This window comes from Streptomyces sp. NPDC001480, from assembly GCF_042894725.1.
Taxonomy (GTDB): domain Bacteria; phylum Actinomycetota; class Actinomycetes; order Streptomycetales; family Streptomycetaceae; genus Streptomyces.
Genome location: NZ_JBIAVX010000010.1, coordinates 43,131 through 56,046, shown reverse-complemented (window position 1 = coordinate 56,046; position 12,916 = coordinate 43,131). Strand labels below are relative to the sequence as shown.

Annotated in this window: 12 protein-coding genes; 3 read left to right on the top strand and 9 right to left on the bottom strand. The window is 70.9% G+C overall.

The window, feature by feature from the left end:
* Positions 1-111: 111 nt before the first annotated feature.
* From ACFY01_RS25165 to ACFY01_RS25150, 4 genes are all read right to left on the bottom strand, one after another.
* Positions 112-1,089, bottom strand: coding sequence for a magnesium transporter CorA family protein (locus ACFY01_RS25165; protein ID WP_390737992.1), 978 nt, complete (start codon positions 1,087-1,089; stop codon positions 112-114).
* Between the two features lie 167 nt (positions 1,090-1,256).
* Positions 1,257-2,108 (bottom strand): aldo/keto reductase, encoded by an 852-nt coding sequence (locus tag ACFY01_RS25160; RefSeq protein ID WP_390738249.1) that lies wholly within the window; start codon positions 2,106-2,108, stop codon positions 1,257-1,259.
* Positions 2,109-2,146: 38 nt separating this feature from the next.
* A complete protein-coding gene (locus ACFY01_RS25155; RefSeq protein WP_390737991.1) occupies positions 2,147-3,175 on the bottom strand; it encodes a zinc-binding dehydrogenase in 1,029 nt (342 codons plus the stop codon).
* Between the two features lie 64 nt (positions 3,176-3,239).
* On the bottom strand, positions 3,240-4,217 hold the full coding sequence (locus ACFY01_RS25150) for an aldo/keto reductase (protein ID WP_390737990.1): 978 nt from the start codon (positions 4,215-4,217) through the stop codon (positions 3,240-3,242).
* A 209-nt stretch (positions 4,218-4,426) separates the two neighbouring features.
* On the opposite strand from ACFY01_RS25150, the gene ACFY01_RS25145 reads away from it, so the two are divergent.
* Positions 4,427-5,326, top strand: a complete 900-nt coding sequence (locus tag ACFY01_RS25145) for a helix-turn-helix transcriptional regulator (RefSeq protein WP_390737989.1) — start codon at positions 4,427-4,429, stop codon at positions 5,324-5,326.
* Between the two features lie 153 nt (positions 5,327-5,479).
* Here ACFY01_RS25145 and ACFY01_RS25140 read toward each other — a convergent pair whose 3' ends face one another.
* The 3 genes from ACFY01_RS25140 to ACFY01_RS25130 all read right to left on the bottom strand — a co-directional run bounded on the left by ACFY01_RS25140 (position 5,480) and on the right by ACFY01_RS25130 (position 7,354).
* Positions 5,480-6,349 carry a DUF5994 family protein gene (locus ACFY01_RS25140; RefSeq protein ID WP_390737988.1) on the bottom strand — a complete coding sequence of 290 codons (870 nt, stop codon included), beginning with the start codon at positions 6,347-6,349 and terminating at the stop codon, positions 5,480-5,482.
* Between the two features lie 71 nt (positions 6,350-6,420).
* Entirely contained in the window at positions 6,421-6,915 is a 495-nt protein-coding gene (locus tag ACFY01_RS25135) for a DUF5994 family protein (protein ID WP_390737987.1), read from the bottom strand.
* 166 nt (positions 6,916-7,081) lie between these two features.
* The gene (locus ACFY01_RS25130) at positions 7,082-7,354 is read right to left on the bottom strand and encodes a hypothetical protein (protein WP_390737986.1); all 273 of its coding nucleotides are present in this window, start codon (positions 7,352-7,354) and stop codon (positions 7,082-7,084) included.
* Positions 7,355-7,992: 638 nt separating this feature from the next.
* Between ACFY01_RS25130 and ACFY01_RS25125 the strand changes: the two genes are divergently transcribed.
* Positions 7,993-8,673: a hypothetical protein gene (locus ACFY01_RS25125; protein ID WP_390737985.1), complete on the top strand. Its 681-nt coding sequence runs from the start codon at positions 7,993-7,995 to the stop codon at positions 8,671-8,673.
* 37 nt (positions 8,674-8,710) lie between these two features.
* Here the strand turns inward: ACFY01_RS25125 and ACFY01_RS25120 are convergent, their stop codons facing one another.
* Positions 8,711-10,486, bottom strand: a complete 1,776-nt coding sequence (locus tag ACFY01_RS25120) for a SpoIIE family protein phosphatase (protein WP_390737984.1) — start codon at positions 10,484-10,486, stop codon at positions 8,711-8,713.
* Between the two features lie 781 nt (positions 10,487-11,267).
* Here ACFY01_RS25120 and ACFY01_RS25115 point away from each other — a divergent pair.
* Complete coding sequence (locus ACFY01_RS25115) at positions 11,268-11,528, top strand: ANTAR domain-containing protein (RefSeq protein ID WP_390737983.1); 261 nt, start codon at positions 11,268-11,270, stop codon at positions 11,526-11,528.
* Positions 11,529-11,962: 434 nt separating this feature from the next.
* Here ACFY01_RS25115 and ACFY01_RS25110 read toward each other — a convergent pair whose 3' ends face one another.
* A complete protein-coding gene (locus tag ACFY01_RS25110) occupies positions 11,963-12,820 on the bottom strand; it encodes a GAF and ANTAR domain-containing protein (RefSeq protein WP_390737982.1) in 858 nt (285 codons plus the stop codon).
* Positions 12,821-12,916 lie beyond the last annotated feature (96 nt).

Below are 12,916 nucleotides of genomic sequence, written 5' to 3'. Positions count from 1 at the left end.
GCGAAGAACTCCCGGTGCTTTCACACTACTCCGCTCACCGGCCCGAGAAGCCGGGGGTGACCAGGTATTTCCTGCCTTCGGCCTGGTCACCCGCGCCCGGCACTGGGCCGGTCAGAGCCAGTCCTTGCGCTTGAACGTCAGGTACAGCACTGCGGACAGGATCACGATGACGGCCGCCGATGTGATGAATCCGGACTGCCGGCCGAAACCGGGGTAGGGAAGATTCTGGCCGTAGTAGCCGGTGATCGCGGTGGGTACGGCGATGATCGCGGCCCAGCTCGTCACCTTCTTCATGATCAGGTTCATGCGATTGGCCTGGACCGAGAGGTTCGTCTCCATGACCGAGGCCACCAGGTCCCGCAGTGATTCCGTCCATTCGGTGGCACGCAGCACATGGTCGTAGACGTCCTGGTAGTACGGGACGAGAGGGTCGGTGATCACGTGCAGGCCGGGCCGCATGAGTCCGTTGACCACCTCACGCATCGGGAGCACGACGCGGCGCAACCGGACCAGCGATTTGCGCAGTGCGAAAACCCGGTGCTGTACAGCTTCGATCTCACGGCGCCCGGCCGCGAAGAGCAGGCCCTCCAGCTCCTCGATGCCGTCGTCCAGCTGCTGGACCGCGGCGAAGTGGCCGTCCACGAGATGGTCGAGCAGACCGTGCAGCAGGAATCCGACGCCATGGCCGGCCAGGTCCGGGCTCTCGTCCCAGCGGGCGACGACGTCCTCGATGTCGAGACCGTCGTCCTTTCGGACGGTGATCATGGCCTGACCGGTGAGGAACACGGCGATCTCGCTGTATGACAGTTCCGCACTGTCCGGGCTCACGGTCACGGAATAGGCGCTGAGGAACTCGTGGGTGCGATAGCGGTCGAGCTTCGGCCGCTGCCCACGCTGTGCGGCGTCCTCCAGAGCCAGTTCGTGGATGCCGAACTCCTGGCCGAGCATGGTCAACTCGGCAGGCCCGGGCCGGTACAGGTCCAGCCACAGTACCGACGCCGGATCGGCGAGATGCGCGGAAACGTCACTGGCGGGAAAGTCCTCCAGGACGAGAGTGCCGTCGTGATACAGCCGGGTGCGCGTCACCATGGCCCGAGGCTAGTGTCTTACACCTGGATCATGGCGCTTCGCCCGCATTGATCCTGACCGGCAATGACCGCCCCGACTTCCCGCGCCGCCGGGTCCTCACCGCACCCTGGGCGGCCTGTGCACCCCTGCGCGAGGGATCTGGCACGGGAGGGGTGGGCGGGAGCGGATCAGGCGTCCAGACGGCGTTCGGCGAGCCAGGTGACGATCTCGGGGTCGCGGTGGTCGAAGAACAGGGAACGTCCGGTGTCCAGGGTGGCGATCCGGGCCATCTGCTGGTCGGTGAGCTGGAAGTCGAAGACGCCGGCGTTCTCGGCCATGCGCTCGGGACGCACCGACTTGGGGATGGCGACGACGCCGCGCTGGATCAGCCAGCGCAGCACGACCTGCGCGACCGACTTGCCGTACTCCGTGCCGATCTCGGCCAGCAGCGGGTTGGTGAACAAGTCGTTCCGGCCTTCGGCGAAGCCGCCCCAGGACTGGATCTGCACCCCGTGCTGCCGCATGAGGTCCTGGTAGTCGGCGCGCTGGAAGAACGGGTGGGTCTCGATCTGGTTGACCGCCGGCACGATCTCGTTGTTCACGATCAGGTCGATCAGCCGGTCCGGATAGAAGTTAGCGACGCCGATCGCTTTGGCCACGCCCTCGCGGTTGAGCGCCTCCATGGCGCGCCACTGGCCGTAGACGTCGCCGAAGGGCTGGTGCATCAGGTACAGGTCGAGGTGGTCCAGGCCCAGCTTGTGCAGGGACGTCTCGAAGGCGCGGCGGGTGTTCTCCTCGGCGGGGGCGTCCTGGACCCACAGCTTGGTGGTGACGAACAGGTCCTGGCGGGCGATGCCGCTGGACTTGATGGCGCGGCCGACGGCCTCTTCGTTGCCGTAGGCGGCGGCCGTGTCCAGCAGGCGGTAGCCGGCGGCCAGCGCCTCGGAGACGGCGCGCTCGGTGTCCTCGGCGGGGATCTGGTAGACGCCGAAGCCGAGGAGCGGCATCTCGACACCGTTGTTCAAGGTCACGTACTGGATGAGGGGGATGTCCTTCGCTGTGCGGGCGTGAGCAGGGGTCAGGGGCGGATGAGGGCCTTGAGGACCTGGCGGTCGGCCATGGCCCGGTAGGCGTCCGGCGCCTGGTCGAGGGTGAAGGTCTGGTCGAAGACGCGGCCGGGGGCGATGGTGCCGTCCAGGACGTCGGGCAGCAGCTGCTCGACGTAGGCGCGGGCGGGGCTGGCGCCGCCGGTCAGGGTGACGTTGCGCATGAAGTCGGCCGGACCGATCGGCCCCTGCTCGTACTGGGGGACGCCCAGGCGACTGATGGTGCCGCCGTCCCTGACCGCGCCCAGAGCGGTACCGAGGGCCTGGCGGGTGCCGACGGCCTCGATCACCTTCTCCACGCCACCGGTCACCTCGCGGATGCGGGCGATGCCCTCCTCGCCGCGTTCGGCGACCACGTCGGTGGCGCCGAACTCACGTCCCAGGTCGGTGCGCGCCTCGTGACGGCCGGCGAGCACGATCCGCTCGGCGCCCAGCCGCTTCGCGGCGATCACCGCGCACAGACCGACCGCGCCGTCGCCGACCACGAGCACCGCGTCGCCGCGTGCGACGCCGGCGGTGACGGCGCCGTGGTGGCCGGTGGTCATCACGTCCGACAGCGCCAGCAGCGACGGCAGCAGCGCGGAGTCGGCGGACACCGGCAGCTTGACCAGGGTGCCGTCCGCGTACGGGACGCGGACGGCTTCGCCCTGCCCGCCATCCACGCCGTCGAAGCCGTACCGGCCGCCGTTGCGGCACGAGATGGGCAGGCCCTTGGCACAGTAGTCGCACGTGTTGTCGCTGTACGTGAAGGGCGCGACGACCAGGTCGCCCGGCTTGAGCCCGGTCACGTCCGCGCCGGTCTCCTCGACGACGCCGAGGAACTCGTGCCCCATGGGGCGGCCGGCGTCGGTGGCGGGCATCGACTGGTAGGGCCACAGGTCGCTGCCGCACACGCACGCGGCCAGCGTGCGCACCACGGCGTCGGTCGGCTGGACGATCTTCGGGTCGAGCCGGTTCTCGACGCGGACGTCGCCGGCTCCGTACATCACTGCTGCACGCATGAAAGGTGTTACTCCGAACGAGGGCGGGAGGGTGCCACGACAAGCGCGGCATGGCGGGGCTGGGTCAGCGTTCGAGCATCTGCGCCTGGGCCGCGTTGTGGGTGTCGCCGGCGGCGGGCGGCAGACTGCTCAGCCGGTGGAGCTGCTCGGCGGTCAGCGTGACCGTGTCGGCGGCGGTGTTCTCCTCGACCCGGGCCACGCGCTTGGTGCCGGGGATCGGGGCGATGTCGTCGCCCTGGGCGAGCAGCCAGGCCAGCGCCACCTGCGCGGGCGTGGCACCGACCTCGGCGGCCAGTGCCTGCACCTCGTCGGCGAGCGCGAGGTTGCGCCGGAAGTTCTCGCCGGTGAAGCGCGGGTTGCCACGCCGGAAGTCGTCCTCGCCGAACTGATCGGTGGAACGCACGGTGCCCGTCAGGAAACCGCGTCCCAGCGGGGAGAACGGCACCAGCCCGATGTGCAGCTCGCGCAGGACCGGCAGGATGCGCTCCTCGATGCCGCGCGTCCACAGCGAGTACTCGGACTGCACCGCGGTGACCGGCTGGACAACGTGCGCGCGGCGGATCGTTTCCGGGCCTGCCTCGGAGAGCCCGAAGGCGCGGACCTTGCCCTCGGTGATCAGCTCCTTGACAGCGCCGGCGGTCTCCTCGATCGGCGTGTTCGGGTCCACCCGGTGCTGGTAGTACAGGTCGATGTGGTCGGTGCCCAGCCGCTTCAGGGAGCCCTCGACCGCGGTGCGGATGTTGGCCGGGCCGGAGTCCAGGTTCCACGCGCCGTCGCCGCCGTGGGAGACCAGGCCGAACTTGGTGGCCAGCACCACCTTGTCCCGGCGGCCCTTCAGCGCCCGGCCCAGCAGTTCCTCGTTGGTGTAGGGGCCGTAGATCTCGGCGGTGTCGATCAGCGTGACGCCCAGCTCCAGCGCCCGGTGCACGGTCCTGATCGACTCGGCGTCGTCGGTACCCGAGCCGGTGTAACCGTGGGACATGCCCATCGCGCCCAGCCCGATCCGGGAAACCTCCAGGTCACGCAGCTTGATGTACCGCATTTCGCCCTCTCCGCATCGTGGCGTCGCCCGGCGCCCGTCGCCCGGTCTGCCACGTCGTACCGGTGGTGGCGGTGGCCGGGGCGCCGGCGCATCTTGCTCATTCACCCTCGCCCGGATCGCGTCGGTGTGGCAGGGCGGGCTCTTCCGGGGTAATGACAGGACCCCCCTCACCCCCGTGCGGCATGCACTCAGCGGGTGAGACTGGAGACATGCCATCCGAGAGCGCGAACAGCGAGGGAGCCGAGCTGGGCCGCTACCTGCGCGCCCGCCGCACCCAGACCAGCCCCGAACACGTCGGCCTCACCGTCGGCGCCGGCATACGCCGCACCCCCGGGCTGCGCCGCGAGGAGCTGGCCACCCTCGCCGGCATCAGCATCGACTACTACGTACGCCTCGAGCGCGGCAAGGAGACCCGCCCCAGCCCCACCGTCCTCGACTCCCTCGCCCGCGCCATGCACATGGACGACCAGGAACACCAGCACCTGCGTGAGCTCGCCGCCCGAGCCGCCCGCTACGCCCCCGAACCGGCGCCCGCCCCCAGCCGGACCGTGCGCCCCCACCTGAAGCTGCTGCTCGAATCACTCCGCCCCAACCCGGCGTACGTCATCAGCCGCAGCATGGACCTGCTGGCCTGGAACCCCGGCGGCCTCGCCCTCTACACGGGCCTGGACGACTGGCCCGCCAAACAGCGCAACCTCGCCCGCTACCTGTTCCTCCACCCCGCGGCCCGCGGCCTCTTCACCGACTGGGACCGGCAGATCACCGCATGCGTCGCCCGCCTGCGCGCCATCGCCGGCACCGCCCCCGACCTGACCAACCTCGTCGGCGAACTCCTCCTCAAGAGCCCCGATTTCGCCGGCCTCTGGGAACGCTACGAAGTCACCGGACGCAGACCCGCCCACAAGACCTTCCACCACCCCCAGGTCGGCACGGTCACCCTCACCTCGCAGTCCCTGCACGTGGAAGGCACACCCGGCCAGCGCATCGGCGTCTACATCGCCGAACCCGGCACCCCCGACCACGACGCCCTTCTCCTGCTCGACATGACCGCGCCGCGGCCGCCGCAACGCCCCGCACACACCCCGAGGGCCACCGGTCAACAGCCGTAAGCCGCCGTACCCGTCCCAGACCTTGCACCGCGTCGCGCGCAGGGCTGCGCCGGAAGAAGCCTCGCCCGCAGCCAGCCGGCGTCCACCCACGAACCGAGCGCATCCTCGCCGGATGTGCCTGCCCGTGCCGCCGGACGGGCCGGACCCACGCACTCAGCTCGCGAAGTGACCCTGCTCCGGCGTCAGTCCCACTGCGGACACGAGCGATTGTGCGGCCTGCTCGGTGGCCTCCGGTGGCACGACCAGCAGATCCCGGCGCCCATGGGCGGGGGCCATCAGCACGATGGTGCTGGGCGTGCGCGCCGTGGCGGTCCTGCGCAGCCGGACGACCTGGTTGCAGACGAGCATGCGGCCCGGGACCCCGGCCCACCCTGTGCCGTTCACCAGGACACTGACGATCTGGCCCCAGGCGCGGGGCAGGCCGGAGAGCAGTGACGGGAGTTCCGCCAGGAGGTCGTAGGTTCGCGGCCACCAGGCCCCGTCGATACGGCGTGGCACGGTGCTCTCGGGCGCGAGGTACAGGCGAAGGAGGGGCGGGGCCGGTGGCGGGCGCCGCAGCTGGTCGCTCATGAGGTGTCCTGTCGGGTGGTTCGGCGCGGCATGTGGTCCCCGGCCGGGCGGTGCGTCCCGGCGGCCGGCAGTGCGCTCGCGGGGAGGCGGGAGTGCGGCGTCGGCCGTTCGTCCCTCCCAGGCGTCCTGTGCGCTCGCGTAGGCGGGGAAGCGCTCGAGCAGGCCGGTGTGGCGGAAGACCAGGTCGGTCATGTGGTTGCCGTACACGATGCGTACCCAGCCGCGCCGGGCGCGGCAGTCGGACCACGCCTCGCACAGCGCAGACAGGACGCTGGAGTCGGAGAAGGTCACCTCGCTCAGGTCCACGATCAGGAAGAGCCGTCCGGGCCGGGCCGCTCGGGCCTCGGCCAGGGCGCGGACCAGTGGGGCCGCGGATTGCGTGTCCAGTTCGCCGTGCGTGCGGACGATGCGGCACTCCTCGAAGAGCGCAGAAGTGTCATTCAGAGTGGGCAACGGCTCACGCGAGGATGGTGGTTGAGGCCGGCCGGTCGTCCCTGTCGCGGGCTTCCAGGGGGCCCCGTGCCTCATTCCGCCTCCCCGGCCGCGCCCACCGGGCGACCCGCATCGGCGAGCGCCAGCATGCTCGCGGCGGTCAGTGGGTTCTCCGGGTCTGCAGCGGCGGCCAGCAGCCGGACGGCTGTTCCGGCGGGCTCCTCGGGCGGGACGACCAGGAGTACCCAGCGTCCCACGGTGCCGCAGTCCAGGGTGATGACGTGCGCGTCGCTTCCGGGTCCGGTCGGTTCCACGGCGATCACCCGGCCTGGGGCCATGACCGTGTGCGGAGCGCCGGGCCACCCGGCGGGGTCCACGGTGACCCGTATCACGGCCCCCGACTCCGGCTCCAACAAGTCGACGAGCGAGGGAAGTTCGAGCTCCAGCGCGTCGCAGCGCGGCCACCAGGCACCGTCCAGCGGGCCGTGGCTGACGTCCGAGGTGAGGGTCAGGCGGGGCAGGGGCATGCGGTACGTGTGCGCGTCGGCACCGGACACGCCTTCGGCCGGCGTACTGCTGGGTTCCATGGTCCGGTCCCGTCCGGGAGCCGTAGGACGACTGCCCGTTTCGTCCCTCGCCGGGAACGGCACCGCCGGAAGCGCTGCGCGAAAAGCTCTCGGTACGGTCAGGCTACACCTGCGCCCAGGAGAAGCGGCCTTGTCAGCCGTCCGGCGCCGTCTTCTCTGCCCTCCGCTATTCCTCTTGTTCTTCCTCCAGCTCCTCCATCAGGCAGATGCCCTCGTGCGTCAGCGAGACGGCCGCGGGGGTCCGGTGCGAGGTCCAGTCCACGCTGATCAGTCCCTCGTCGGCCAGATAGGCGCAGGCGGCGGAGAGGTCCTCGTCGGGCAGGCCCAGCTCGGCGCGGAGTACCGATCCGCTTACCTCGGGGCGATTGCGTTCGACGGCACCGTAGAGGGATCGCAGGACCGCCTCCCGGTTGTTCTTGCGTTCGCGGAGTCCTGTCATGGCTGTCGTTCTCCGGCGTCACGGCCGCGGGGGACGGACACGCCGGCGGATCCTCGTAGCCTCGCGGATCCGGGTCGTACCTCGTCGGCGTGAGCGTGCGCGTGCTCTGTCGATTTGCTGGTCGCGAGCCGGAGCGTGCGGGTTCCACGGCGTGCGCGGTGTCGAGGGTGAGATGGAGCCGGGTTCCTCCTTCGCGACCGGCGGGGTAGCTGCTCCATACGGAGCTCCGGACGGGAGACGAGTACGAGACGTACGGACCACGATTCGGGTCACTGCCCGACGCAAGCGGGCGACGGTGTGGGGGCCTGCGTCGCGTTTCCACGGCAGCCCCCTCTGCAGGGTATGCCGGGTACGGGTGGCCGTGCGTCCCATGACCGGCCGGGCGGCCGGCCGCCTGACATTCGCCCGGCCGAGCCCGGTGACCACGTGAGCCGGCCTGGACCGGAGGACAGCGACCGCACGCGGACGGTCGGCGCCGTTCCCGGTGCCGGCGACCACCGGGCCGCCGGGGCGGGCCCGGCCCGGAGTACGGTGGACACACCGAGGGCACGCCGCGCACCGCCTCAGGCACCGGTGCCGTTCTCGGGGATCGACGATGCCGGGGCGGCTTTCGTCCGTGCCCGGGGGCAGGGTTGGCGATGACCGCGCAGGTGCTCCCCCCGACGACCTTGGCCCTCCCCGCTCTCCGGCCCGCACGGGGCAGGCCGCGTACCCGCGCACAGGGCCCGCCGCAGAGGGAGCGCACGTCCTCGCCCCAGATTGCAGATCGGATCCATCGGCTGACGCGTGGTCAGGTCGCGGACCGTCTGCAGGAGCTGGGCGACCTGTACGCGGAAACCTCCGGTGGCGACCCGTGGGCGTGGAACCAGGCACGTGGCCCCTTCCTGGGCCATCTCACGGCCGACGCACGACGGCCGGGGTTCTCGCTGCTGATCGCGGAGACCACCGCCCTGACCGGTTACGCCTATGGCTTCCCCACAGGCGGCTCGGGTCCATGGTGGGCGGGCTTCGACGGGCACGTCCGGGGAGGTCTGCTCCGCCGCGCCGCCTCCGGGCGGCTCTTCGTCGTCTCCGGCATCGTCGTCCCGCCTCGCGTGCGCCGGGAGTACCGGGACCACGTCTGGAACCTCGCCCGGCGCCTGCAGCGGCGACTGCTCGCCGACCACGGCGCCGCGCTCGGCGTCGCACTGGTGGACGCCCGGGACGGCAGGACCGTCGAGACAATGCGGTCCTGGGGCTGGCGGTACGCCGGAGACGACGGCCTTCAGTCCGTGTCGCCCGGTCCGTTCCGCATTCTGGCGCTTGCTCCGGGGACGTGAACAGCCGCGCCCCGTCATGGATCACGCCTCGGCCCGGTCAGGGCACGGGCAGGCGCAGGGCGAGAAGGGCGACGTCGTCCGTGCTGCCCAGGGGCATGCGGGCCGCCAGCTGGTCGCACAAGATGTCCAGAGGTTCGTGGGCGAGGGCGAGAGCGTGGCGACGCAGTCGGCTGAGCCCTCTGGTCAAGTCGCTGCCGGGGACTTCGATCAGGCCGTCGGTGTAGAGCAGGAGCGTGGACCGCGGCGGCAGCGCGTGGGCGGCGCTCGGGCGAGGATCGCCGGCGCACGGGTCGGTTCCGAGGATGAGTCCCTGCCCGGCTTCGAGGTACTGCGCGTTCCCGTCGGGGGTCAGCAGCAGGGGCGGCGGGTGCCCCGCACTGGTCCAGTGCAGCGTCCAGGGGCCGTTGTCCGGACCTTCGACCCGGGCGAGGACGAGGGTGGCCATCCGCACGATGGTGATGGCGTGCATGGCGTCGTCGAGGCGGTCCACGACGGCACCGGTCGGCTCGGCATGGTCCCAGGCGAGGGAGCGCAGGATGCCGTGCAGCTGGGCCATGCCGGCCGCGGCGGTCAGATCGTGCCCGACGACGTCGCCGATGACGAGGGCGAGCGTGCCGTCCCTCAGCGCGAAGGCGTCGTACCAGTCACCACCGACCTGGGAGCCGGGCGGAGCGGGCTGGTACCGGGCGGCCAGCTGGAACCGGCCGTGCGCGGGCAGCGGGGGAAGGAGGTTGCGCTGCATGGCCTCGGCGACCGCGCGCTGCCGGCCGAACCGGCGCGCGTTGTCGATGACCAGACCGACCCGGCGGCCGATGTCGCCGGCCACGTCGAGATCGCCGGTGTCGAAGGGCCGGGCCGGGTCGGTGCGGACCAGCGTCAGGGCACCGGTGACCTGCCGTCTACTGCCGAGCGGCACCGTGATGGCGGATGCCGCGCCGATCGCTCCGAGGAAGGCGTCGTGCACGCTGGCCAGCGGGGAGTCGGGCGGTGCGTTCAGGTCCACCCGCTTCTGAAGCACGGGAGCGCCTTCGTTCAGTACCTGGACCAGGGGCGAGTGGGTCGCCTCCCCGACCGGGGGCAGATGACCGCGCCAGTCCTCCTTCCCGGCTGCACGGCCCTCCGGACCGGTCACGGCCACTCGGTGCACCTGACGGGAGCCGACCCGCAGGTCCACCGCTGCCCAGTCGGCGAGGCGGGGGACGAGGACGCGGCTCAACCGGGCGAGGGCCTCGTCCACATCCAAGGTCTGACCGAGCACGTCGGTGATCTCCGCGACGAGTGTCAATCGCTCGGCGAGACTCTCCAGAGCGCTCCTGTGAGCGGCTCGTTCCGCCCGTTCCACCCGTTCAGACTGCTCGGCGCGTTCCGCTCGTTCCCTACCGGCACGGCGGTCCGCCGCGGTCTCGACGATCAGCACGACCATGCCCAGGCAGACGCCGGACACGCCGTCCGCCAGGGGGGTGGCCAACCAGGAGATCGGGACCAGCCGCCCGTCACCACGCAGGCACCTGTCGTCGTCCCCGCGTGCCGCACGCCTCTCGGCCAGTGCCCGCAGCAGCGGGCAGCGCTCCCGCGGGATGAGGGCACCTCCTGGGTCGCGATGGCACAGGTCGTGCAGATCCCGCCCGTACACCGACCCTGCTGCGCGCTGCAGAAGCCGCTCGGCGGCCTGGTTGACAGCGACGATCCGCCCGGCCGGATCGATCACGGCGAGGGCCGTGCCCAGCTGCTCGACCACCTGCTGCCACAGAGCCGGCTCCACCGCGGACAGCCGCTGCTCGTGCCCTGCGCCGGACTTCAGGCCCTCCGCCACGTCGCCGCCGTCCTTTCCGCACGGACCCACCGCGGTGCGCGGCCCCCGGGCCGGCGGGTCACAGAGACCTCGGCACCCCGATGGGTTCCTCTTCCAGTACCCCGCACCCGCGAGTAGGTCGCCGCCCTCGCCCGACCGGCTTCGTCAGCCCGTGGCAGGCGAAGCGCTCGACCGCGACCGCGCACGGGTGACCCCCGGGACGAGAAGTCTGCGGCCGGCCTCCCATGCGTGGTCGCCGTCTGAACGCCCACCCACATCCAGTCGGAACTGGCCGTCGCCACCCGCCACACCATCGGCGACGCCATGGGCATCGTCGTCGGTCGCCACCACTGCGATCCTGTCAGCGGCTCCCCCGGCTCATTGGCTGAACCGGAGGAGCCTGAGTCGAGCCAGCCCCATGGATACGCTGCTGAACGCGGCCCAACCCCTGGGTGCCCCCTCCCGAGTCCCCCACACCCGAATGCCCTGCCGCGATGTACGACAGGCGCTCGATCGTATGGTCGTGAGCCGTGATCCGCTCCCGCAGGATCCTTGCAGTCCATCGGGCAGCCGCGACCATCAACCGAGCATCCGCGACCCGAGTGGTGCCGATCGTCCGAAGGGCAGGTGCACCACCGCCCGGGCCGCGTTGAACCCTGAGTCAGGTCCACACCACCGGCCGCTGCGCGCCGTGGAACGGGATGCACGAAGACAGCATCCGGGGTAAGAGTCGAATTGTCGTCTTCGCAATTCCGTACGGCACGGCGACCCGGGCGGGAGACCCGCGGTCTGGGATGTGATCATGATGGAGAACTCTCGAAACGGCACCCTCACGCGGCTCGAGGAGCACTTGCTTCCGGGACGGACACCGCTCCTGAACAAGATCAGCGAGTTGCAGACGGAAATCAGTCAGCTGCAGGAGGCCGTCGTCTCCCACACCGTGGTCGACCAGGCGATCGGCGTGGTCATCACCCTCGGTGGCCTGCATCCCGAGCAGGGATTCCAAGTGCTGCGAGAGGTCTCACAGCACACCAACACGAAACTGCGGCAGGTATCCGACTGATCGTGGACTGGGTGCACGGCGAACAGCTGCCGGACGAGATCCGCACCGCTCTGATCAAGGCACTGGCCAGGGCACGGCCATCTGAACGCAGCACAGCTCTGCCGCCCGCGTTCTGAGCCGGACGGCAGGGCGGGCGGACGAATGGAATGCCAGCTCACTTCCGAACCCGCACGCGACACGACCTCCGCCCGACGTGTCCCCGAACCCACCTGGCCAAAACGTCCCACCCCAGACTTCCGGCGGTCGCTGACCACGCCCTGGAGCTCTTGATTTCGTTCGAGTGGGTCGCGGAAGGGTTCGGGTTGCCTCTGACCCGGACGGGCAGGCCCGGACGAGCGAGCACCTGGAGCGAGATGCCGTACGTGTACGTACGCGGGCCGGTGCCGCCGAGGCCGCGTACGAGCACCGGGCGGCAGGCCGGAACGATCAGCCGCTCAGGATCCCTGGGACGCTGTGCGCTGGAGATCCTCCAGGGCGTCCAGGATGACGGTCCGTCGGTGCCATGCCAGCCAGCGGCCCACCACGTCGGCGGTTTCGTGCAGGGCCGCGAGCTGGCTGCGGGTGAATCCGGCGATTGGCCGGGCGTGGTGCGACGAGACCACTCCCAGCAACGCGCCACGCTCGTCGAGCAGCGGAACGCTGTGACAAGCGCGGCTGCCGGCGTGCAGGATCACGTGCCGGGAGTCCTCGTCGAAGACGGTTGCGGTGGCGACGTCGCGAATGGTCACCTGCCGGCGGTCCCGGGCGACCTGCGCGCATGCGGTGCCGGAGTCGTCGACGAAGGCGAAGAAGTCCGTGAACCGCCGACCGAGCCCCGAGTGCTTCTCCAGGCGCAGCAGTCCGCCCTCGGCGAGCTGCACATTGCCCATGGCGGTCTCGGTGATCTCCAGTACGCGGCGCAGCCCCGCGCCGAGGACCGCGCCCTGCGGAGCCGTCGAGCTCGTGCTGCCGGACAGCCGGAGCCCGGGAAGCCGGGGAGCGCCGGCCCGGGCGCGGTGGGGAAACCAGGCGCCGGTGTGCTCGTCCGGCCCGGCGATGCGGTTGACCGCGTCCGCGAGAGTATGGAGCTTGACGTTGTGCCGCTGGGAAGTACGGCGCAGCAGCTCGAACCCCTCCTCCAGGGAGGCTAGACGGTATCGCTCCTTGAGGATCCCCTGGGCGGCGGCCACGGCCGCGTGCGCGAGCATCCGATTGCGCAGTGCGACGTTCTCCTGCCGAAGCCGCTCGACCGGATCCGCCTGGCCGGACGGACTCGGATGCGTGCTGACGTGAATGTCGATCTCCTGGCCCACGAGTCCTCGCCCTCCTCGCTGCTCGGGCAGGCCGCCCCACATGCTCCCGGGTCTTGCATCGTCTCCTTGCCGGCGCGCGCCCACGTAGGCGTCACG